18 protein-coding genes are annotated in these 22,275 nt (G+C 52.7%); 11 read left to right on the forward strand and 7 right to left on the reverse strand.

What is annotated here, in order from left to right; all coding sequences use genetic code 11:
- Positions 1–138 precede the first annotated feature (138 nt).
- On the forward strand, positions 139–2,706 hold the full coding sequence (locus tag EV294_RS06290; protein WP_132304829.1) for a rhamnogalacturonan lyase: 2,568 nt from the start codon (positions 139–141) through the stop codon (positions 2,704–2,706).
- Positions 2,707–2,743: 37 nt separating this feature from the next.
- Here the strand turns inward: EV294_RS06290 and EV294_RS06295 are convergent, their stop codons facing one another.
- On the reverse strand, positions 2,744–3,250 hold the full coding sequence (locus EV294_RS06295; protein ID WP_132304831.1) for a hypothetical protein: 507 nt from the start codon (positions 3,248–3,250) through the stop codon (positions 2,744–2,746).
- Between the two features lie 345 nt (positions 3,251–3,595).
- Here EV294_RS06295 and EV294_RS06300 point away from each other — a divergent pair, with 345 nt between their 5' ends.
- Positions 3,596–4,603, forward strand: a complete 1,008-nt coding sequence (locus EV294_RS06300) for a quinone oxidoreductase family protein (RefSeq protein ID WP_132304833.1) — start codon at positions 3,596–3,598, stop codon at positions 4,601–4,603.
- Here the strand turns inward: EV294_RS06300 and EV294_RS06305 are convergent.
- Positions 4,600–5,427, reverse strand: a complete 828-nt coding sequence (locus EV294_RS06305; protein ID WP_165930586.1) for a helix-turn-helix transcriptional regulator — start codon at positions 5,425–5,427, stop codon at positions 4,600–4,602. The genes EV294_RS06300 and EV294_RS06305 overlap by 4 nt on opposite strands.
- Before the next feature lie 378 nt (positions 5,428–5,805).
- Here EV294_RS06305 and EV294_RS06310 point away from each other — a divergent pair, with 378 nt between their 5' ends.
- The 5 genes from EV294_RS06310 to parC all read left to right on the forward strand — a co-directional run bounded on the left by EV294_RS06310 (position 5,806) and on the right by parC (position 15,449).
- Complete coding sequence (locus EV294_RS06310; RefSeq protein ID WP_132304837.1) at positions 5,806–7,590, forward strand: ABC transporter ATP-binding protein; 1,785 nt, start codon at positions 5,806–5,808, stop codon at positions 7,588–7,590.
- Positions 7,587–9,434: an ABC transporter ATP-binding protein gene (locus EV294_RS06315; protein ID WP_132304839.1), complete on the forward strand. Its 1,848-nt coding sequence runs from the start codon at positions 7,587–7,589 to the stop codon at positions 9,432–9,434. The genes EV294_RS06310 and EV294_RS06315 overlap by 4 nt, the downstream gene beginning before the upstream one ends.
- A 115-nt stretch (positions 9,435–9,549) precedes the next feature.
- Complete coding sequence (gene purT, locus EV294_RS06320) at positions 9,550–10,728, forward strand: formate-dependent phosphoribosylglycinamide formyltransferase (RefSeq protein ID WP_132304841.1); 1,179 nt, start codon at positions 9,550–9,552, stop codon at positions 10,726–10,728.
- Positions 10,729–11,013: 285 nt separating this feature from the next.
- Complete coding sequence (gene parE / locus EV294_RS06325; RefSeq protein ID WP_132304843.1) at positions 11,014–12,984, forward strand: DNA topoisomerase IV subunit B; 1,971 nt, start codon at positions 11,014–11,016, stop codon at positions 12,982–12,984.
- 11 nt (positions 12,985–12,995) lie between these two features.
- Positions 12,996–15,449, forward strand: coding sequence for a DNA topoisomerase IV subunit A (gene parC / locus EV294_RS06330; protein WP_132304845.1), 2,454 nt, complete (start codon positions 12,996–12,998; stop codon positions 15,447–15,449).
- Here the strand turns inward: parC and EV294_RS30240 are convergent.
- On the reverse strand, positions 15,440–15,607 hold the full coding sequence (locus tag EV294_RS30240) for a hypothetical protein (protein WP_164775626.1): 168 nt from the start codon (positions 15,605–15,607) through the stop codon (positions 15,440–15,442). The genes parC and EV294_RS30240 overlap by 10 nt on opposite strands.
- A 196-nt stretch (positions 15,608–15,803) precedes the next feature.
- On the opposite strand from EV294_RS30240, the gene EV294_RS06335 reads away from it, so the two are divergent.
- Positions 15,804–16,208 carry a MarR family transcriptional regulator gene (locus tag EV294_RS06335; protein WP_132304847.1) on the forward strand — a complete coding sequence of 135 codons (405 nt, stop codon included), beginning with the start codon at positions 15,804–15,806 and terminating at the stop codon, positions 16,206–16,208.
- A 6-nt stretch (positions 16,209–16,214) separates the two neighbouring features.
- Here EV294_RS06335 and EV294_RS06340 read toward each other — a convergent pair whose 3' ends face one another.
- From EV294_RS06340 to EV294_RS06350, 3 genes are read right to left on the reverse strand one after another with little or no spacing between them, the layout of a single operon-like run.
- Entirely contained in the window at positions 16,215–17,495 is a 1,281-nt protein-coding gene (locus EV294_RS06340; protein WP_132304849.1) for a CapA family protein, read from the reverse strand.
- A gap of 17 nt (positions 17,496–17,512) precedes the next feature.
- Positions 17,513–18,241, reverse strand: a complete 729-nt coding sequence (locus EV294_RS06345; protein ID WP_132304851.1) for an RluA family pseudouridine synthase — start codon at positions 18,239–18,241, stop codon at positions 17,513–17,515.
- Entirely contained in the window at positions 18,241–19,107 is an 867-nt protein-coding gene (locus tag EV294_RS06350; protein ID WP_127498996.1) for a class I SAM-dependent methyltransferase, read from the reverse strand. The genes EV294_RS06345 and EV294_RS06350 overlap by 1 nt, the downstream gene beginning before the upstream one ends.
- A gap of 253 nt (positions 19,108–19,360) precedes the next feature.
- On the opposite strand from EV294_RS06350, the gene EV294_RS06355 reads away from it, so the two are divergent.
- Complete coding sequence (locus EV294_RS06355; protein WP_132304853.1) at positions 19,361–19,948, forward strand: phosphatase PAP2 family protein; 588 nt, start codon at positions 19,361–19,363, stop codon at positions 19,946–19,948.
- Positions 19,949–19,968: 20 nt separating this feature from the next.
- Here EV294_RS06355 and EV294_RS06360 read toward each other — a convergent pair whose 3' ends face one another.
- Entirely contained in the window at positions 19,969–20,295 is a 327-nt protein-coding gene (locus EV294_RS06360; RefSeq protein ID WP_132304855.1) for a helix-turn-helix transcriptional regulator, read from the reverse strand.
- A gap of 141 nt (positions 20,296–20,436) precedes the next feature.
- On the opposite strand from EV294_RS06360, the gene EV294_RS06365 reads away from it, so the two are divergent.
- Together EV294_RS06365 and araA are read left to right on the forward strand one after the other, a co-directional pair.
- Positions 20,437–20,625, forward strand: a complete 189-nt coding sequence (locus EV294_RS06365; protein ID WP_132304857.1) for a hypothetical protein — start codon at positions 20,437–20,439, stop codon at positions 20,623–20,625.
- 146 nt (positions 20,626–20,771) lie between these two features.
- Positions 20,772–22,262: an L-arabinose isomerase gene (gene araA / locus EV294_RS06370; protein ID WP_132304859.1), complete on the forward strand. Its 1,491-nt coding sequence runs from the start codon at positions 20,772–20,774 to the stop codon at positions 22,260–22,262.
- The last annotated feature ends 13 nt before the right edge of the window (positions 22,263–22,275 follow it).

Raw genomic sequence — 22,275 nt, forward strand, 5'->3', positions numbered from 1 at the left:
GATGGGAAATGTTCGACCCTCAACTATAATGAAGGGGTGATTTCCAGTATTTATCTGTAATAGGAAGAAAGGAGGGTTATCGAGGCAGCTTCTTTTGTAAGCGCATCCAAAATCTATTTTTTTCGGGAGGAACTAGTAATGGCAAAGCGTGCAACTAGCAAGAAAGCAATTCGAACAATGATGGCTGGCGTTCTCGCCTTATCCCTTACGATGACGGGTTCCGCATGGGCAGCTTCTGCGGAGCAAGGCACGGTCAGCCAACAAGGGGGCAAAGAACGCGTGCAATTAGAATATTTGGACCGGGGACTTGCGGCGGCCACAACTTCGGAAGGGGTGTTTATCAGCTGGAGGCTCTTATCCTACGAGGTAACGGGCAGCACGGATAAAGGTTTAACGGGACCGGCATTTAACGTTTACCGGGACGGAGTTCAGATTGCTACCGTTACGGACAGCACCAATTATCTGGATCCGCGGGGAACATCAGCTTCCAAGTATTACGTTTCGGCGGTAACCGGCGGGAAAGAGACCGATCAAAGCGCCGCCGTTCAGCCTTGGGCACAGGCTTATTATGACCTGAAGCTGAACAAGCCCGCGGACGGGGTTACGCCAAAAGGCGAGGCTTACACGTATTCCGCCAACGATATGAGCGTGGGGGACGTAGACGGCGACGGGCGGTACGAGTTTTTCGTCAAGTGGGAGCCTTCCAATTCCAAGGATGTCTCGCAGCGGGGCTATACGGGCAAAACCTATATCGATTGCTACACGTTCGAAGGCAAGCTGCTGTACCGGGTAGACCTTGGCGTTAACATTCGTTCCGGGGCGCATTACACGCAGTTTCTGGTTTACGATTTTGACGGGGACGGCAAGTCGGAAATGATGTTCAAGACCGCCCCGGGAACGAAAGTGCTGAAATACGGAGCAGACGGCAAGGTCGAATCCGAGAAATATATTACCATGCCGAAAGCGGATCTGGATGCCGGCTACAGCAATGAAGACGATTACCGACTCAGCGCGCAAGGCTATTACGATCATGTGGTGAACCTGTTTATGGGCTGGAGCGACCGGGAAGAGGTGAAGAACGGCAGCTGGCCCAAAACGCTGGAGGAAGCTTTCGGCATTGCGCCGAAATACAGCTATCCGCTGTCCCTCGAGGATGCGCGCAGCCTGACGGATTATTTCATGGATGTCTACGCGCCAAGCCGGAGCGTAAACAACAAGCTGCGCGAATTCGAGGGCTTTATCGTGGACGGGCCGGAATACTTGACGGTATTCGAAGGGGAGACCGGCAAAGAGCTGGAGACCATTCCGTTCAAGACGCTTCGTGAGGATGACGGGCTGTTATGGGGCGACTATGCGATGAGCCGGATCGAGCCGGCTAACCGGGTAGACCGGTTCCTCGCTGGCGTTGCTTACCTGGACGGTCAAAATCCGTATGCCGTTTTTGCCAGAGGTTATTACACACGATCGACTCTCGTCTCGTATGGTTGGGACGGCCATCATCTGAAGGAGAACTGGTATGTGGACAGCGGCTGGACACCGATGACGAACCCGTTCAATGACGGGCCGCATGGCCGCGACGGTACGGATCCAGAGTTTGGCACGCTTACTACCCAAGGCGCGCACTCGTTAAGCGCGGCTGACGTAGACGGCGACGGCAAGCAGGAGATCGTATACGGCTCCGCAACGATTGACCACGACGGCAGTCTGCTCTACAGCTCGATGGATGTTATGCCTCCTCAAAGCGCAACGCCCGGCGCGGTGGCAAGACTGGGTCACGGTGATGCCTTGCATGTGACGGACATCGATCCGAACCGTCCGGGTCTTGAAATTTTTATGGTTCACGAAGGCGGAGCTTATGCCCCTTACGGCTATTCGCTGCGTGATGCGAAGACCGGGAAAGTGTTGTATGGCGGATATACCGGCAAGGATACGGGACGAGGCATGATTGGGGATGTGGATGCAGCAAGGCCTGGACTGGAAACATGGGCGGTTGGGCTCTGGAGCGCGGACGGTCAGAAGCTGGGGAATTCAGCGCCGGGAACGAATATGAGCATCAAATGGGCGGGGGACATGACGACGCAAATCGTTAATGGCGCTATCGACGTAACGCCAACCATCGATGACTGGAAGCGGGGAAAACTGCTGACGGCAACCGGTACCTTGACCAACAACTATACGAAGGGCAATCCTTCGCTTGTGGCTGATATTTTCGGAGACTGGCGAGAGGAGCTGCTTGTACGTACAACGGACAGCAGTGCCATCCGAATTTATATGAGTACCGAGCTGACCGACCGGAAGCTGTATACCTTGATGCATGATCCGCAGTACAGAGCCGAGGTTGCCCGTCAAAATACGGCGTATAACCAGCCATCGTATACAAGCTTCTATTTTGCATCGGATACGAACTTTAACAATGTTTCGGTTCCGAATGCATCGCTTCCAGGTCTGTTAAGCAGCCTGCAAACCAAGCTGGAAGGCTATATCGCCGACGGCAGCGTAAAAGGGGTCATTGCCAGCCAGCTGGCCAATTCCCTGGAGCAGGCACAGCACCAATACGGGAAGGGAGCCCGGGACAAAGCCGCTGATTTTGTAGGCAAATTCCTGTCTCAGCTGGACAAGCGTTCCGGCAAGGATCAAGTATCCGATGCCGCTGTCAAAAATCTGACCTCGCAAGCCAAGCTGCTGCTCTCGCAGTGGTCTAAATAATCGGAATAGAAAAACGGCATCCCGCAAGGGATGCCGTTTAATCATATCCGCCTTCAACAGCGGGCAAGGCTTTATAGGCGTCTTTTCCCTCCACAAGCTTCTGGATGTAACTCCTCAGCTCAAGCAGATCCTGCGCATCCTTCGTCATGTCGCAATACTCGTTTGTCCATGACAAGGTCTTCGTCTCGCCGTTAACGGTCATTTTCCAGCTGTCGGTGCTGCTTGGCGTCTGCGAGCAGTTACCCTTTTGCGGGAACTGTTTCTCGTCTAGGACGGCAATGTCTTTCATTTTGGTATAAATGGATTGAAGCTCATCGTCGCTGAAAGACAAAGCTGCCGTGGCCGTCCCTTTCGTGACGAGATCCTTTGTGACGGTTCCCGCGTACGTGTTGATTTCGTTTTTATTTACCTCGCCGTATCCGTAGCTGACGGAGAATCGGAAATCCTCCGGCATTTTCTCGGGCATTTGAGTCTTCAGCGTCTCTTTGCCGCATCCCGCGAGAAACGCAAAGGCAACGCTTAAGATGACAAGAATTCGGATCATGCTCTCCCCCCTTAGCAAGGTTAACGCTTGAAGGCGGGAAATTGTTGCTATTGTTTCTCTTCAAAATATCATGACCGTTTTTCTTGTTGCTTTTTCTGTTATAAGTCAAGAAAAAAACGTTTAATATGCTCTGCGACTTTTACCGGTTCGTAACGGTTCCCGGGCGACAGGTGTTCCGATTCGGGAATTTCAAGCTTACTGGAATTCGGAATCGCATCGCTTCAGTTCCTTGCTGCTTATGTTCGGCGATGCCTGTTACTGCGGGTACCTGTATAACCGCCAACTGGCTGACTTCCTTTGTTTTTTTCATAATGGAAGAGAACTCAAGCACAAGGAGGCGCTAATATGCGTGCATTAATGATTCCGCGGTTTGGCGATGCTGAAGTATTGACCATGACCCATTTGAAGGCTCCCGTGCCGGGACCTGAAGAAGTGACGATAGATGTAGCTTATGCAGGGGTTAACTATGCGGAGGTGCTGTTCCGAAAAGGCGGCGTGCCGAATTTGCCTCTTCCATTCGTACCGGGAATCGAAGTCTCGGGCACGATTCGGGAGATAGGGGAGAAGGTAACGGGCTTCCGTCCCGGTCAGCAGGTTGCAGCCTTAACGATTGTTGGCGGCGGCGGTTACGCGGAGGTTGTCAAAGTGCCGGCAGAGCTGGTATTCCCGCTTGGTGAAGCGGGTGGCCAAGTCAGCATGGAGAGCGCGGCTGCTTTCCCGTCGAATGTAACGACGGCATACATGATCCTTACCCAGGTGGCCCGCGTGCGGCATGGCGAGACGGTGCTTGTCCACGCGGCTGCGGGAGGCGTTGGCAGCGCAATCGGGCAGGTCGCAAAGGCGCTTGGGGCCGGATTTGTTATCGGAACGGTGGGAAGCGCCGATAAGTTGGATTATGCGAAAGGCCTAGGTTATGACGAGGTTTATCTGAGGGAGAATTTCGAGGCGTTGGTGTCGGAGAGGACGGGCGGACAGGGTGTAGACGTTGTGGTTGATCCGGTTGGCGGGCTGATGAGGGAAGCTTCGATGCGACTGCTTAAGCCGCTCGGAAAATTAATCGCAATGGGGAATGCCAGCGACGCGGAAGATGTAAGGCAATCCCTGAACGAATTATGGTTTGCAAGCAAAACCGTATCCGGCTTTAACCTGCAGCTGTTGAGTATGACGGCGCCGCAGCTGGTTGCCGAATCCGCGCGGAAGGCCCTGGCTTTGGTGGCGGGCGGGAAGGTGAAAGTAGATGTAACAGGCGTTCTGCCGCTGCACGAAGCCGGAGAAGCCCATAGACTAATCGAAGATAGAAAATCTACGGGCAAATTGGTTTTGGAAGTGGGATCCCGGCAATCGAATCGCTAGCCGTCTAGCAGCAGCTGCATTTTTTCTTGCGTACCGGTTCCTTCCGTTGGCATGTATACGCAGCAATGCGTGCTGCTGTCCCCGTTGATTTGGGAGAAGGTATTGATATTGAAGGTGAGCAGCCCGGCTTCCGGATGAAGCAGACGAATGGTCTTAATGGTCTTATCCATAATGTCGTGCGTTGACCATAGCTCGAGAAATTCCGGGCTTGCCGCCGTCAGCCGGTCAATCAGCTTGCGGAAGGTCAGGTCGTTTAAGTTTTTTTCGTAGCGTCCGCGAAGCACGCCGGCCGTATATTGGGCGTATTCCTCCCAATCCGGCATGGAACGGCGCAAGTTCTGATCCGTGAACGTCAGCCAGGCCATGCAGCGTTCGTCGGCGGGAACCGAAGGGAAGTCGAAAATGATCCGGCAGGCGGCATTGTTCCAGCTTAGAACCTCCGTGCGTTCAGTCGCGACGAAAGCAGGGTAGGGCAGCTGAGCGATGAGCTTTTCGATATCCGGAGACAGCTGTTTCATGGCTGTAATAGCATTCGGAAGCTCCAGGTTTGCCAGGTGAAGCATATGCAGATGCTCATTCTTGCTTAGCTTCAGTGCCTGGGCGACGTTGTCCAGCACTTGTCTCGACGGGGTGGAAGCCCGCCCTTGCTCGAGCCAGGTATACCAGGTTGTGCTGACATGGGCAAGCTGAGCGACCTCTTCGCGGCGGAGACCGGGCGTTCTTCGTTTGCCGTAACCCGAAGGGAGACCGGCTTCGGAAGGCTTCATTTTCTCCCTGCGCGATTTCAGAAATTGTCCGAGCAGAACGGCTTTTTGTTTATCCATTTGGCATGCTCCTCGTTCCTTTATATCCCTCATTATACTCGGGGATGCAGCTGGAACAAGAGTTAACTATCGGTCTGTTGCACCCTTAACGATGCCGCGTCCTTTCCTTGGGAAGGGCGCTTCTTCCGTTTTAAAAAAATCTTTTCTTTGGCCCTTTTACATATCTCTGTGTGCTTCTGTGCAAAAATGGAGGAATTGCCACACATCCGGGATGATTATGGATTATTTAGGAGGATACCCCGTTAATCTTTCCCGATTCGCCATAATCGGCTGTTTCAGCTAAATATACGTGATTATCTACTGTTTGCGCGGGTCTCGCCGTTACTGCTAATATTCATTGCATAATTATACAAATAAAGAACGGGGAGATGGATTTACTTGGACGTCTTTAGGCAATTGAAACGGTTTTATTGGGTTGAGCGAAGGTACCTGCTGTCATCCATTATTTGTTTGATGTTTGCGACCGCCCTTGGCCTGGTGTACCCGAATTTGCTGCGCTACTTGATTGACGATGTGATCAAGCCGAAAGACTTCGACAAAGTGCCGATGCTAGCTCTTTCCGTCGTAGGGGTCGTTACCTTGAAGGGCTTCATGCAGTTCCTGCACGGATTTTTTGGCGGGAGGCTTGGCAACCGGGTGGTCTTCCGCATGCGCAACGCCTGTTACGACAAACTTCAAACGCTTTCATTCCAATATTACGATAAAGCGAAAACAGGCGATTTGATGTCCAGATTAACGGCCGACCTTGAAGCAATCCGCCAGTTTATCGGCTTTGGCTTCGCGCAGATTCTGAACGTGGCGCTGATGATTTTGTTCGGCGGGGCGATGATGATGTCGATTGACTGGAAGCTGACGCTGATCACGCTTGTCACGATTCCGTTTCTTGCCTTCACGGCGATCCGCTTCGAGAGCCGGATTCATCCGGCCTTCCGCGAGATGCGTAAAGCGATGAGCAATCTGACTACGGCGGTGCAGGAGAACATTACGGGCGTGCGGACGGTCAAATCCTTTGCCCGCGAGCCTCATGAGGTAGATAAATTTTCGAAGCGCAACGAGCAATACCAGGCAAACCAGATTGGAGCCTCTTCGATTTGGGCGAAGTTTTTCCCGTCGATGGAGCTTCTCGCCAACTTGAGCGTCGTCATCCTGCTCTTGGCGGGCGGCACGATGGTGATCCGCGGTACCTTAACGCTCGGCGAGCTTGTTGCCTTTTTCAGCTTGATTTGGTACATCATCGGTCCAATGTGGGGGATCGGCTTCCATATCAATAACTATACCCAGTCCAAAGCTTCCGGCGAGCGGATTATGGAGCTGCTTAATACGCATGTCCATGTCCAAAGCATCGAAAACGCCGTTGAAGTGGATAAAGAGGTGGTAAGAGGCCATGTCCGCTTTGAGAACGTGACCTTCAATTATCCGGACAAAACGCCTGCGGTCACGAACATTAACATTGACGCGCCGGCGGGCAAGGTGGTTGGTCTGCTTGGGGCGACGGGCTCGGGCAAATCCACCATTATTCAGCTCATGATGAGAGCATATAACGTGAAAACGGGCCGGGTTACCCTTGATGGTATCGATATTCAGAATCTCGATGTCCAAAGCCTGCGCAGCCAGATAGCGCCGGTATTCCAGGAGACCTTCCTGTTCTCGGCATCGATCCGCACCAACATTGCCTACGGGGAAAAAAATGTAACCGACGAACAAATTATCCGCGCAGCCAAGCTTGCGAAAGCCCATGATTTCATTATGGAGCTCCCGCTTGGTTATGAAACAATCGTAGGGGAGAGAGGGATGGGCTTATCCGGCGGCCAGAAGCAGCGTATCGCCATAGCCCGCGCACTGATCCGCAATCCCCGCATTCTTATTCTCGACGATGCGACCAGCGCCGTCGATATGGAGACGGAACACGAGATCCAGGCCGGCTTCAAAGAGCTGATGGCCGGTCGGACTACGTTTATTATTGCGCACCGGATCTCGTCGCTCCGACATGCCGACGAAATTATCGTATTGGACAAAGGACATATCGTGCAGCGCGGTACGCATGACGAGCTGGTTGCCCAGCATGGCCCGTACCGCGAGACTTATAATATTCAATATGCCGATCGGCCGCTTGCGAACCTCGATTCTTCGGTACCGGAGCGGAAAAGGAGCGTTGTTCAATGAGCAGTTCGAATAAGGAACTGAAGGATAGGATCAAGAATGCAAGCGAGAAGAAGGAACGGTTTATTTACCAGGATGACGATGCGATCGAAAAACCGTTCAACTGGGCGCAGATGCGGCGCTTGTTCATCTATATGAAGCCGTATACGCGCCAGCTGATTCCGGTTATCGTCGCCATGATTATCGGCACGGCCACCAGGCTCACCGTTCCGGCCTTAACCATTGTGGCGATTGACCAGGCTATTCAGCCGGAAAACGGCCATACGAGCTACGGCAAGCTTTATCTGGTTGCAGGCATTATGGTGGCTCTGTTTATTATCCAGTGGGCCTCGAACCAGTATCGGATCAAGTATACGAACATTATCGGGCAGAAGGTTATTTACGACCTCCGCCATCACCTATTCCAGCATATTCAGAAGCTGTCGTTCCGTTTCTACGACAAGCGTCCCGCGGGCTCCGTGCTTGTGCGGGTAACCAACGACGTTAACGCCCTGCAGGATTTGTTCACGAACGGCGTCGTCAACTCGCTCATGGACTGCGTGCAGCTCCTGGGTATCGTAATCATTCTGCTGATCTGGAACTTTAAGCTTGGTCTTGCCGTGATGATTACGGTTCCGATCATGTTCCTTGTTTCGTCCACGCTCCGCAAGCGGATCCGTTTCGCTTGGCAGGACGTGCGCAAGAAGCAGTCGCGGATCAACTCCCACTTGAACGAAAGCATTCAAGGGATGAAGATTACGCAGGCTTACGTGCAGGAAAAAGAAAACATGCGCTTCTTCGATAATATGAATGCCGTTAACGTAAGGGCTTGGAATAAGGCATCCGCGCTTAACCAGACGTTCGGCCCGGTTATTGAAGTAACTTCGGCGATCGGCACGTTTATTTTGTTCTGGTACGGCGCTTATCTGATTGAGCATCAGGAAATTACCGTTGGTCTGCTCGTTGGCTTTGCCAACTATGTCGGCAACTTCTGGGATCCGATTAACCGTCTCGGCCAGGTGTATAACCAGCTGCTTGTCGCGATGGCTTCGTCCGAGCGCATCTTCGAGTTTATCGACGAAGAGCCTACGGTTGGCGAGCTGGAATACGCAAAGCCGCTTGCCAGCATCCGGGGCGACGTGCATTTCGACAATATCGTGTTCGAATACGAGAAAGGGCGGCCCGCGCTGCATGGGATCAGCATTAACGTTAAAGCCGGGCAGTCCATAGCGCTTGTTGGCCATACCGGCTCCGGCAAAAGCACGATCATTAACCTGCTCTGCCGCTTCTACGATCCGGTTTCCGGCGTTGTGCGGATTGACGGACAAGACATTCGCGACATTACGCTTGACAGCCTTCGTTCCCAAGTAGGCCTCGTCATGCAGGATACCTTTATCTTCTCGGGCACGATCCGCGACAATATCCGTTACGGACGCCTGGACGCTACGGACAACGAGATTGTAGAGGCAGCCAAAGCCGTTAACGCGCATGATTTCATCATGTCTCTGCCCGACGGCTACGATACGGAGGTCGAGGAGCGGGGGAACGTACTGTCGATGGGGCAGCGCCAGCTGCTTTCCTTCGCGCGCGCTTTGCTGGCCGATCCGCGCGTGCTTATTCTGGACGAAGCGACGGCAAGCATCGATACCGAGACGGAGCTGAAGATTCAGGAGGCGCTGAAGACGCTGCTGAAGGGACGTACGTCGTTTATGATTGCCCACCGTCTGTCTACGATCCGCAATGCGGACGAAATTATCGTTCTGGACCATGGCAGGATCGTGGAGCAGGGCAACCATGATGCCCTAATCGGGAAAAACGGCGTTTATAACGGACTTATCGAGGCCCAATATCGATTCTTGTCGGCCTAGTATTGATTTTTAGTTAAAGAACCTCCACAATGGAAGAAAATAAACCAGACTTCGGGGAATACAAGGATATTCCGTTCGCTCGTCGCTGGGTTCTTCCGGGAGGTTCTTTTTTATTATGTATGGATCACCATTGACAACGAATGCACGCAAGCTTCTTCTGCTCGGCTCGGGCGAGCTTGGCAAGGAAGTTGCGCTTGAGGCACAGCGCCTTGGCGTAGAGACGATTGCGGTTGACCGCTATGTGAACGCGCCGGCGATGCAGGTTGCCCATCGTTGCCATGTAACGGATATGCTTGACGGTGCCGCAATCAGACGGATTATCGAAGACGAGAAGCCGGACTTTATCGTTCCGGAGATTGAAGCGATTGCTACCGAAACGCTGCTGGAGCTTGAGCAGGAAGGCTTTAATGTTATCCCTACCGCGCGCGCTGCCCGTCTGACGATGGACCGCGAGGGCATTCGCCGTCTGGCGGCCGAGACGCTTGGTCTGCCAACGGCTCCTTATTTGTTCGCGGATTCGCTTGACGAGCTGAAGGCCGCTGTCAAAGAGATTGGTCTGCCATGCGTAATCAAGCCGATTATGAGCTCTTCTGGCAAAGGGCAAAGCGTCTGCAAGACGGAAGCCGACATCGAAGGCTGCTGGAATTATGCCATGGAAGGCGGCCGCGCGAAAAAAGCGCGGATTATCGTGGAAGGCTTTATTACGTTCGAATCCGAAATTACGCTTCTTACGATCCGTTCGGTATCCGGGACAAGCTTCTGCGCGCCAATCGGCCATGTTCAGAAGGATGGGGACTATATCGAGTCCTGGCAGCCCCATCATATGACTCCGGAGCAAGTCAAGCAAGCGGAAGATATTGCACTGCGCATTACGGACGAGCTTGGAGGCTACGGTCTGTACGGGGTAGAGCTGTTTATTACCCAAGGCGGCGTTCTGTTCAGCGAAGTATCTCCTCGTCCGCACGACACGGGCATGGTCACAATGGCGACGCAGGATCTGTCGGAGTTCGCCCTGCATGTTCGAGCCATTCTCGGCTTCCCGATTCCAACGATCCGACTGCTTACGCCGGGGGCAACCCATACGCTGAAGGCGGACAGGGAATCCGCTTCCTTCCGCATCGGCGGCGTTGAACAAGCGCTGGCTCTGCCGAATACGCAGGTGCGCGTCTTTGGCAAGCCGGAGACTAAAGTCGGCCGCCGGATGGCGGTTGCCTTGACCTCGGCTGGCAGCGTTGACGAGGCCCGGGATCTGGCCCGCCAAGCGGCGGAATCACTCCATATTCAGTACGATTGAGCAGACATCTATGCGGCGGCTTCCCTTGTGCGACAACAAGGAGGAGCCGCTCCTTTTTTGACGAGTCATGAATGGAACTTGGCGATAACGAGCATGAATAATTTAGCGTGGGACGCGAATTTATGTTATTCTGTTAATCCATCGAGCGCTTTGGACCGATATTGATAAGGGCACAAACTTCATAACAGTCGTAATACTCGTATCTTTACTAATCGGGATAAGTTGAATTAAAATAGCTTGAAGATATGGAAACGTGAAGCTTCGCAAAATTTAGGAGGCATACCCATGGCAGAGCAAGTAGATCTTTTCGCAAAAACAGCGGCCCCGGAACGGAATTACGAGGCCGATGATATACAAGTGCTCGAAGGCTTGACCGCTGTCAGAAAACGGCCGGGCATGTACATTGGCAGCACGAGCAGCTCCGGCCTTCATCATCTGGTCTGGGAAATCGTCGATAACGCCGTGGACGAGCATTTGGCGAAATTTTGTACGGCGATCGACGTCACGCTGCACAAGAATGGCGCGGTTACCGTGCAGGATAACGGGCGCGGCATTCCGACAGGGATGCACAAGACAGGAATCCCGACGCCGCAGGTTGTTTACACCATTCTGCACGCGGGCGGCAAATTCGGCGGCGGAGGATACAAGAAATCAGGCGGTCTGCACGGCGTAGGCGCGTCGGTAACAAACGCATTGTCCGAGTGGCTTGAGGTGGAAATTTTCCGTGACGGGAAAATACATAAGATGCGCTTCGAATACTGGGTAGACGACAAAGGCAAGGAGCATGTCGGCGAGCCGGTGACAGGGCTTGAGATTACCGGGAACACGAACCGGACGGGCACCAAGGTAACGTTCAAGCCCGACGGCCGCGTCTTCCAGGGCGGCACCTCGCTTAATTACGATACGCTGGCCGAGCGTCTGCAGGAAATTGCGTTCCTGAACTCGGGCCTTAAGGTTACGATCAAGGACGACCGCAGCGGCAAAGAGGATATTTTCCACTACGAAGGCGGCGCCCGCCAGTTCGTGCAATATTTGAACGACGACAAGACCGTTCTCCATGATGTCGTTCATTTCACGGGGGAGAAGGACGAGATTGAAGTGGAGGTTGCCCTTCAGTACAACGACGGTTATACCGAGACGATCGCATCCTTCGTAAACTCCATCCCGACACGCGGCGGAGGTACGCATGAGACCGGTTTCAAAACCGCGTACACGCGGGTGATGAACGAATATGCCCGCAAGGCAGGTCTCCTGAAAGAAAAGGAAAAAAATCTCGAAGGCAATGACCTGCGCGAAGGCATGATGTCGGTCATTAACATCAAGATGTCCGAGGTCGAATTCGTCGGCCAGACGAAGGATCAGCTGGGCAGCGCTTCGGCGCGCAGCGCGGTGGACGCCGTCGTCTCCGATAAAATGCAAGTATTCCTGGAAGAGAATCCGCAGGTCGCGCAAATGCTGCTGAAGAAGGCGGTACAAGCCTCCAAGGCGAGGGAAGCGGCGCGCAAAGCGCGCGAAGAAATCCGCAGCGGCAAGAAAAAGAGCGAAAGCTCCAATCTGAACGGCAAGCTGACGCCTGCGCAATCGAAGGATTTTTCGCGCAACGAGCTGTTTATCGTCGAAGGGGATTCCGCCGGCGGTTCGGCGAAGCAAGGCCGGGACTCGAAGCATCAGGCTATTCTGCCGCTGAAGGGCAAGCCGATGAACCCGGAAAAAGCGAAATTGCTGGATATTCTGAAGAACGAGGAATACAAAGCGATTATAAGCGCGATTGGAGCGGGCGTTGGCCCGGAGTTTGACGCGGATGAATGCAATTACAGCAAAATCATTATTATGACCGACGCGGATACGGACGGCGCGCATATCCAAGTGCTGCTGCTGACGTTCTTCTATCGGTACATGAAACCGCTGATCGACACCGGGCGCGTCTATATCGCTCAGCCGCCTTTATACAAGATCACTCGCAAATCGGGCAAGCTGGAGACGGTCCGGTATGCATGGACGGATGACCAGCTGCAAAATTATTTGAAGGAATTCGGCAAGAACTTTGAGCTTCAGCGCTATAAAGGGCTTGGCGAGATGAATCCCGATCAGCTGTGGGAGACCACGATGGATCCGGAGACGCGGACGCTGCTGCAGGTGCAGATCGAGGATGCGGCAAAAGCGGAACGCCGCGTGTCCGCCCTGATGGGCGACAAGGTTGACCCGCGCAAGCGTTGGATTATTGAGAACGTAGACTTCACAGAATACGTAGAATAGGAGGTAACGGCATGGGCATGCTTGAACAGTTTTTACCGGCCTATTTGGAAGAGGTCGTCGGAGACCGATTCGGCCGTTATTCGAAATACATTATTCAGGACCGCGCGATTCCTGACGTAAGGGACGGGCTTAAGCCCGTTCAGCGCCGCATTCTTTATGCGATGTACGATTCGAACAATACCCCGGACAAGCCATACCGCAAATCGGCGAAAACGGTCGGGGACGTTATGGGTAACTACCATCCTCACGGCGATTCTTCCATCTATGAGGGCATGGTGCGGATGGCGCAGCCTTGGAAGATGGGGCATGTTCTGATCGACGGACACGGCAACTGGGGCTCGATGGATGATGACCCGGCAGCGGCAATGCGTTATACCGAAGCGCGCTTGTCGCCAATCGCCATGGAAATTTTGCGCGATATCGATAAACGAACCGTCCAATTCAAGGACAATTTCGATAATACGACAAAAGAGCCGGTTGTTTTGCCTTCACGTTACCCGAACCTGTTGGTGAACGGTACAAGCGGGATTTCGGCAGGCTTCGCAACGGAAATCCCGCCCCATAGCCTGCGCGAGACGATCGACGCTTGCATTGCCGTCATGGCTCGTCCGGAAATGACCGTCGAAGAGCTGATGGGCATCGTGAAGGGCCCGGATTTCCCGACCGGCGGCATTATCATGGGCGAGGAAGGAATCCGCGAGGCTTATACGACGGGCAAAGGCCGCATCTATATACGCTCGAAGGTCGAGATCGAGGATGTCCGCGGCGGACGCCAGCAAATTACCATTACGGAAATTCCTTATCAGGTCGTAAAATCCCGTCTTGTCAGCGCGATGGAAAATATCCGTCTCGAGAAGAAGGTAGAGGGGATCTCTGAGGTTAGGGACGAGAGCGGACGCAACGGGCTTCGTATCGTTGTCGAGCTGAAGAAGGATGCGGATGCGAACGGTATATTGGCATATTTGCTGAAGAAAACCGATCTGCAGGTCACTTACAACTTCAACATGGTTGCGATTGTGAACAAAGCGCCGCAGCAGCTTGGCATCAAGCAGATTCTAAGCGCGTATATCGACCATCAGAAGGAAGTCGTGACTCACCGGACCAAATATGAGCTTGAGAAAGCCGAAGAGCGTGCGCATGTCGTGGAAGGCCTCGTAAAGGCGTTGAATATTCTCGACGAAGTGATAGCGACCATCAAGGCTTCCAAGAACCGCGCCGACGCGCAAAACAATCTCGTAGCGAAGTATGACTTCAGCGAGCGTCAAGCGGATGCCATACTCACACTCCAACTGTACCGTTTGACGAACCTTGAGATCACGGCGCTGGAGAAGGAATTAAGAGAAACGCAGAAAAAGATCGCCTACCTGCGTTCGATTCTCGAGAGCGAGAAAAAGCTTCTGGGCGTGATCAAGGATGAGCTGATTGAAATCCGCGACAAATTCGGCATCGACCGCCGTTCGTCGATCCGCGGCGAAGTAGAAGAGCTGAAGGTGAACCTGGAGGTTATGGTTCAATCCGAAGACGTAATTGTTACGCTTAGCGAAGAGGGCTACATGAAGCGGACCAGCCTGCTGTCCTTCACCCGTTCGGGCGGCGACCTGCAGACGGCGGGAGTGAAGGAAGGCGACGCCATCAGCAGCGTTTACGAAGTAAACACGATTGACAACCTGCTCCTGTTCACCCGCAAAGGCCAGTACTACATGCTGCCCGTGCATCAAATTCCGGAGTTTAAATGGAAGGATACGGGAACGGCGGTCGTCAATATCGTGCCGATTCCGAAAGACGACTCCATCGTAGCCGTTATTCCGGTGAAAGATTTCAATATGCCGGGAGCTTCTCTTGTATTTGTAACGAAACGCGCGCAGGTGAAACGGACGGAGCTTAAAGAATACATGACAACCCGTTCCACCGCTATCGCAGCCGCCAAGGTTGCGGACGGAGACGAGGTTATCCGCGTTATGTTAAGCGACGGAACGAAGCAGCTGCTGCTGGTGAGCAAGCTTGGCATGAGCATTCGATTCAGCGAACAGGAAGTAAATGCAATGGGACGCGTCGCGGCTGGCGTACGCGGCATGCAGCTAAGGGAAGACGATGAGCTGATTGCGGCGGAATGGGTTGCGGATGACGAAGGCGAAGTGCTGGTCGTGACGGATTTGGGTTATGCCAAACGCACGCTGCTGCTTGACTATCCGCTTCAAGGAAGGGGCGGCAAAGGCGTTCAAACCTTCGAATTTAAGGAAGGCAAGCGCGTGAAGCCGAACGGCTCTGCTCTCGTCGCAGCTTTGTATTGCAAGGAAGAGTTGGGCATTATAGCGCTTACATCCCAAGGCGCCCAGCTTGCGGCGTCGTCGGAAAAAGCGCCGATTGAAGACCGGAAGTCCATTGGACGCATCCTGCTGCCGATTGAGAAAAACGATGTTATCACGACGATCTTCATTAGACCTGATTTATCTCCTCAGTCGTAAGGGCGGTTAGGCGGATCAAACCGTTCGATCAACCGAATGATCGCATCAAACATGACCCACATTGGCACCAGCTCATCCGGGCGGTCAAGCCATTGTGGGTCTTTTATGATGCCGTAGGCTTTTATCTTGCGAATGATTTCTGCTTTTTGGTCATCCATAGGGGATCACTCCTTCATGCATCGATTCGACGAATTGGTCAGATGCCTATGCCCATTGTATGTCTACTGTTGTCAGAATGTTCGACTTTATCGCGATTAATGACTCAAATTATTAATCGGGTTAACCTTTTATTCGACATTAGCGAATGTTATAATTGGTATAAATGAGAAAATTGGACAGGAAGCGGGTGCTGATATGGTTTCTGAAGAATTTACTCGTCTGTGGATGAAGATGACAAGAGATTGGAAGGATAGTTTGGAAGAGGGGCTTGCGCCTCTGACGGAAGGCCAACTGAATGTGCTTGATATTTTGCTGCGGCATGAGCCGATGAAGCCTTCTGAGCTTCTGCAGTATCTTGCTACGACTCCTGCTGCCATTACAACCTTGCTCGACCGAATGGAGCGTAACGAGTTAATTGTACGTACAAGAGACAATCAAGACCGCAGGATTGTGTGGGTATCCGTATCGGAGAAAGGAAGAAGCGAGGCCCAGCGCGGAACGGAGGTCCGCTCCAAGCTTATTGGCGATTCGCTGGACCGTATTTCTTCCCATAACCAGCAGCTTCTTGTGTATCTGCTGGGCAAAGTCGCAAACGCTTAACTAGCTTTATCGTGAATCCGTGTTTAACATAGCCCGCAGACGATTGCGAAGAACCTTTAGCGTTTGTTTCATGGAGTTGTAGTCGTCCGACGTAAGCAAGCTGTCGCTAGCGGCTGCAATCGTCTGCTCTACCGGCAGGATGCGGTATTTGTAATAGCTGCCCGACAAGTAACGGTGTACCCATGTAGGAGTTGCTTCGATATCCGATAGCTCGATAGAGCCGTCGGATTTATTTTTTCGTACGGTAACTTTATAGATCACGCCGTAATCCTTTGTATCGCCGCGCTGCGCGGAAATGAAATTGCCCATAGAATAAATAATGAGTCCTTGTCTTTTATGTCCGTTCGCGTCGGTCGTATCAAGTACCTCGTACGGTTGAATCACATGGGGATGGGAGCCGGCAATAATATCCGCTCCTTCGGCTACCAGCTTGCGGGCCAGCTTTTTCTGTTCATCGTTAGGCGTTGTCTGGTATTCGATGCCGAAGTGCAGGGCTATCGTTACGAAATCCGCGCCAAGCTTCTTCAGGCGGTGGATATCGTTTATCATCTTCTGCTCATCGATTAAGGAAACGGCGTACGGTTTGCCCTTCGGAAGCGGGATTCCGTTCGTTCCGTAGGTGTAAGCAAGCAGTCCCATCTTAATGCCGTTATGTTCGACGATGACGGGAGTATCCGCTTCTTCCTGGGATTCCGCCGTGCCTTTGATAACAAAAGGATATTCCTTGAGATGCTGCAAGGTGAGCATCAGCGCTTTATCGCCTTTATCGAGCGAATGATTGTTGGCGTTGGTCAAGATGTTGAACCCGGCATATTGCAGCGCGTCCAGCAGCTCTACCGGAGCGTTAAAGCTTGGATAACCCGTGTAGCCATAAGCAGGACCGGCAACCGGCGTTTCCAGATTCGCCATAACCCAATCGCCTTGCTGCAGGATTGGTTTGACTTCGTCGAAGAAATAATTGAAGTTGTATGTCTTCGTCTTGCTGTCATACGCGCCGGGCAGCTCCGGTTTATGCATCATAATGTCGCCAACGGCCATCCATACGGCCTCATCGTATCGCGGGGTTGGCACCGGCGTTGGCGTCGGCTCCGGGGCTGCGGTTGGAACAAACGTAGGGTCCGGAGTGGCTGTAGGCTCTGCGGAAGGTTCAGGACTATTCGAGACGATAGTCGGTTTGACCGAATCCTGCTTTAGAGTTGTCGAAACGATAATCAAGATTCCTGCTGCCGACAGCAGCAGGAGAAAGAAATGAATGGTCAAGCGCTTCTTGCTTCGCATTCTGCGCATGAAGGGCGGATCCCTCCTTAAAGGTAGATGCCGGATGCTTCCTCGAGCTGATCGCTTGACCACCAGGACCATGCGGGAGAACCGTACGGTATGCTGCGGAAGCATTTGAGCTCTTTCGTAACCGGATGAGGCGCTTCCACCGAAGTAGACCAAAGGGCGATATCGGTTACGGAAGCCGTGCCCGGAGCTCCGTATTTGCGGTCTGCGACAAGCGGACAGCCGATGTAAGCCATTTGGGCCCTGATTTGATGCGGTCTGCCCGTATGCAGCTTAACGGCGATCAGGGAGTAATCTCCGGCCTGTGCGCATACCTTGTACTCCAGTATGGCTTCCTTTGCGTCGGCTGCCGGTTCCTTGAATACGGTTACTTGATTGCGTTTCGCGTCTTTGCGGATGTAATGGCGAAGACGGTCCTGCTGCTTTGCCGGTTTGCCGTGAACAACGCACACATAAGTCTTGCCGAAGGTCCGGCTTCTAACGGCTTCGGACAAGCGGGATGCCGCTTTGGAGGTTTTTGCGAACAGCATCGCGCCGCCAACCGGCCGGTCTAATCTGTGAACAAGGCCGAGGAAGACATTCCCCGGCTTGTTATGGCGGATTTTCAGATCCTGTTTGATTAGCGTAAGCATGTCGGGATCCCCGGTCTCGTCCTCTTGGGACGGAATACCGGGGAGCTTGACTACGGCAATGATATGATTGTCTTCATACAATACCGGTATTTGAATTGCATCGTTTCCGGCAGCCATTATTCCGACTCCCAGCGTCCGAGAATGCCGCAAGGCAAATGCAGGCCGGATTGCGTGATCGGCAGGCCAATCTCGCCGCAGTTGATCATGCCGCCGAATTTGCCCTTCATCGTCGTATGCAGCAAATTGTGAAGCACGGTCGGAGACAGGCCCGTCGTATAGGAGTTGATCAGCAGGAACAGCGGGTTGTCCGAAAGAATAGTCGTGCAGAACTCCAGGAACGGATACAGGTTCTCTTCCAGCTTCCAGGTTTCTCCGTTAGGTCCGCGTCCGTAAGAAGGCGGATCCATGATGATCGCATCGTATTGGCGGCCGCGGCGCTGTTCGCGCTGCACGAATTTGAAAACGTCATCCGTAATATACCGGATTGGGGCGCTTTCAAGGCCGGACAGCTGCGCATTTTCTTTTGCCCACTGCACCATGCCTTTGGAAGCGTCCACGTGCACGACTTCCGCGCCGGCTGCCGCCGCGGCAACCGTAGCTCCGCCGGAATAGGCGAACAGGTTCAGCACGCGGATTGGACGGCCTGCGGAACGGATTTTGTCCATCATCCAGCTCCAGTTCACCGCCTGTTCGGGGAACAAGCCGGTATGCTTGAAGTTGGTCGGCTTAATGTGGAATTTGAGCTCGCCGTAAGCGATGGTCCAGCGCTCCGGCAGGCTGGATTTGAATTGCCATTGCCCGCCTCCGGAGGAGCTGCGGTGGTAATGTCCGTCTGCTTTTTTCCAGGCACCGGATTCATCGGCGATCGGCCAAATGATCTGAGGATCCGGACGGCGGAGAATATATTGGCCCCAGCGTTCAAGCTTGTCTCCTGCCCCAGTATCGATTACCTCGTAATCAACCCATTTATCTGCTACGTACATGTTATAGTGATCCTTCCTTGGTGTATAATTTTCGTTGTATTATAATGAAGTCTTCGACTATTATAACGAAGCGTACCAGATGAAGCAATTAGAGGAATGCTTGCGAAGCAAGAATCGCCGCAAAAAGCGCGTGACAATTCTTTTTAGGTTGATGCTTACGAAGCAAGAATTGCCGCAAAAAGCGCGTGACAATTCTTTTTAGGAGGGACTTATTATTCGAAAACAAGGGTGGTTAATCGGTTTAACGGCAAGTTTGATTATCTTTATCGCAGCTGCGATGCTGGCTTCGCGGCATGAGACCTCGCAGCTGGATGAATCGGTTGCGGATTGGTTTGCAAGCATACATAGCGGCACCTTAACCGATTTGTTCAAGGCGATGACAGCATTGGGTTCAACGGTCGGCATTATTGCCATTACGCTTTTGCTTGCGGTATGGTTTGCCTGGAAGCAGGGGTGGAAGAGCGCGGTTCTGCTAATTGCGGGGGTAGCCGGGGCCTATGCGGTGAATACGCTCGTGAAATCAGGCTTCGACCGGGCAAGACCGGCAATGGCCTGGGGAATTGAAGCAGACGGGCCCAGCTTTCCCAGCGGCAATGCCATGCTGGCGATTGTGATGTACAGTCTGGCGGCGGCCTGGGTTTTAGCGGATCGAGGTATCAACCTTACGGTTAAGTGGATTACGGCTATAATCGCCATCGTATTGATCATACTAATGGGTGCGTCGCGTTTATATTTCAGCGTGCATTACGCCACGGACATTATTGGCGGTTACGCAGCCGGATTCGTAATCGTATGCCTGGTGATGGCGCTTGCAAGGGGAAAGAGGCTTAGTAGCCGCTAGTCAAAGTGAACAGCGGCTAATTAAGACTCCCGGATAGCGTCCAACATTTTGTCAATGGATTCCCTGCGTTTGTCTTCGTCCATGGTATTGAGCAGACGGATAATTTCAACCGTATCTGCCGCAACCTGAGGCTCTGTGCCGCGCGTATCGCCATCGATGATAAAATCGGTGGTGACCTCGAAAAAAGCGGCAAGCTTAATCAAGGTTTCGTACACGGGCTGCCGGTTGTTGATCTCGTAGTGGCTGTAAGCGGATCGCGTTATTCCGATGGATTGTGCAACTATTTCTTGCGATAAGCTTCGCTCGCGGCGCAGCTCCTTCAGGCGATCTCCCATCGTCAAGGTCATTCGCTCCTCACATTGGTTATCATTCAAGCGATATGTTACACTCACTAATAGTAATTTATGATACAAATCGTATCATTGTCAAGCTTAATATGAGAAAGTTACTAATATTATAGAAATATTTAGGAAAGGTGATAAGAACGAATGGTTTTGACTTTTGAATGCGAATGCGGCAATAAAACAGGACTTTTTGCAACCGGAGACCGCGACGAAGCGGGAAGAGAATTCATCGAGCTGGAAGATGATGACCGCTTGACTTATACCGTAGGGGAAGACGGAGTATTGTTTAAATGTAAGTTTTGCGGATACACCTATCGTATGGATAAGTTATAAAAGCAAAAAAATATCAAAATGCATATTGAAATCCGGGCATGTTCGGAGTAGTATAGAGGATAAGTTGTACGTACAACTTATCCTCTATTTTGGTTTGGTTTTTCGACCATGTACGTACAAATTCATTCCAGCTAGGAGGAATTATGGTGTTATCCATTAAACCCTATCAATTTTGGTTTGTGACAGGCAGTCAGCATTTGTACGGTCCAGAGACGCTCGAAGAGGTTGCCGTGCATTCGCAAAGCATTACCGCAGGATTAAACGAAGCTTCTAACCTTCCTTTCGAGATTGTATACAAACCGGTAGTGACGACGCCGGAGGAAATTTACAAAGTTTGCATCGAAGCGAAAGCGGATTCAAATTGCGCGGGCGTTATTGCGTGGATGCATACCTTCTCGCCGGCGAAAATGTGGATCAGAGGGCTTTCCGAGCTCCGCAAGCCGCTTCTGCATTTGCATACCCAATATAACCGCGATATTCCTTGGGATTCCATTGACATGGACTTTATGAACACGAACCAGTCGGCTCACGGCGACCGCGAGTTCGGCCATATTTTTGCCCGTCTCGGAGTGGACCGCAAGGTGGTTACCGGACATTGGCAGGATGGCGAGGTTCAATCCCGCATCGGCGCTTGGATGAATTCCGCTGCAGCGTCCATGGAGAGCAAGAATCTGAAGATCGCTAGATTCGGCGATAACATGCGTCAAGTAGCGGTAACGGAAGGCGATAAAGTCGAAGCGCAAATCCAGCTTGGCTGGCAGATTGACGGCTACGGCATCGGCGACCTGGTTGCCAGCATGAACGAAGTCAGCGATGCGGAAGTACAAGAGCTGCTGAACGAATACAGCGAACGTTACGAGATTGCAAGCAGCGTCCGCGACAATGCCGCGTCCTGGGCAGCTATTGAAGAGCAGGCAAAAATCGAGCTCGGCATGAAGCGTTTCCTGCAAGCGGGAGGTTACACGGCATTCACAACAACCTTCGAGGATCTGCATGGCATGAAGCAGCTTCCGGGTCTGGCCGTTCAACGTCTGATGGAGCAAGGTTACGGCTTCGGCGGCGAAGGCGACTGGAAGACTGCGGCGCTTACCCGCATTATGAAGCTGATGGCCGGCAATGTTGGCACGTCCTTCATGGAGGACTATACGTACCATCTGGAAAACGGCAACGAGATGATTCTTGGCGCTCATATGCTTGAGGTATGTCCAACCATTGCGGAGAGCAAGCCTCGCATTGAAGTTCATCCGCTCGGAATCGGCGGCAAGGCCGATCCTGCGCGTATTATCTTCGACGGTAAAGCAGGCGAAGCCGTTAATGCTTCCCTGGTTGACCTTGGCAACCGTTTCCGTCTAATCATCAACGAAGTAGACGCGGTTAAGGTAGAGAAGGATATGCCTAAGCTTCCGGTTGCCCGCGTATTGTGGAAACCGCGTCCATCCCTTCGCGATTCGGCGGAAGCATGGATCTATGCAGGCGGCGCGCATCATACGGTGCTGTCGTACGTAGTAACGACGGATCAGCTTGTTGATTGGGCAGATATGCTCGGCATCGAGGTTGTCGTGATCGACAACAACACAACAATCCGCCAGTTCCGCCAAGAGCTGCGCTGGAACGAACAGAGCTACGGCCGCCGTTAATTCGTAAGGCGGG

Source organism: Paenibacillus sp. BK033, from assembly GCF_004345425.1.
Lineage (GTDB): Bacteria > Bacillota > Bacilli > Paenibacillales > Paenibacillaceae > Pristimantibacillus.

Excerpts from the sequence above, each read along its gene's own strand:
- EV294_RS06340 (WP_132304849.1), bottom strand. The coding sequence starts at position 17,495 with ATGCGCAGAATGCGAAGCAAGAAGCGCTTGACCATTCATTTCTTTCTC.
- EV294_RS06345 (WP_132304851.1), bottom strand. The coding sequence starts at position 18,241 with ATGGCTGCCGGAAACGATGCAATTCAAATACCGGTATTGTATGAAGAC.
- EV294_RS06360 (WP_132304855.1), bottom strand. The coding sequence starts at position 20,295 with ATGACCTTGACGATGGGAGATCGCCTGAAGGAGCTGCGCCGCGAGCGA.
- EV294_RS06300 (WP_132304833.1), top strand. The coding sequence starts at position 3,596 with ATGCGTGCATTAATGATTCCGCGGTTTGGCGATGCTGAAGTATTGACC.
- purT (WP_132304841.1), top strand. The coding sequence starts at position 9,550 with ATGTATGGATCACCATTGACAACGAATGCACGCAAGCTTCTTCTGCTC.
- EV294_RS06365 (WP_132304857.1), top strand. The coding sequence starts at position 20,437 with ATGGTTTTGACTTTTGAATGCGAATGCGGCAATAAAACAGGACTTTTT.
- parE (WP_132304843.1), top strand. The coding sequence starts at position 11,014 with ATGGCAGAGCAAGTAGATCTTTTCGCAAAAACAGCGGCCCCGGAACGG.
- EV294_RS30240 (WP_164775626.1), bottom strand. The coding sequence starts at position 15,607 with ATGGATGACCAAAAAGCAGAAATCATTCGCAAGATAAAAGCCTACGGC.
- EV294_RS06335 (WP_132304847.1), top strand. The coding sequence starts at position 15,804 with ATGGTTTCTGAAGAATTTACTCGTCTGTGGATGAAGATGACAAGAGAT.
- EV294_RS06315 (WP_132304839.1), top strand. The coding sequence starts at position 7,587 with ATGAGCAGTTCGAATAAGGAACTGAAGGATAGGATCAAGAATGCAAGC.
- EV294_RS06305 (WP_165930586.1), bottom strand. The coding sequence starts at position 5,427 with ATGGATAAACAAAAAGCCGTTCTGCTCGGACAATTTCTGAAATCGCGC.
- EV294_RS06350 (WP_127498996.1), bottom strand. The coding sequence starts at position 19,107 with ATGTACGTAGCAGATAAATGGGTTGATTACGAGGTAATCGATACTGGG.
- EV294_RS06290 (WP_132304829.1), top strand. The coding sequence starts at position 139 with ATGGCAAAGCGTGCAACTAGCAAGAAAGCAATTCGAACAATGATGGCT.
- EV294_RS06295 (WP_132304831.1), bottom strand. The coding sequence starts at position 3,250 with ATGATCCGAATTCTTGTCATCTTAAGCGTTGCCTTTGCGTTTCTCGCG.
- parC (WP_132304845.1), top strand. The coding sequence starts at position 12,996 with ATGGGCATGCTTGAACAGTTTTTACCGGCCTATTTGGAAGAGGTCGTC.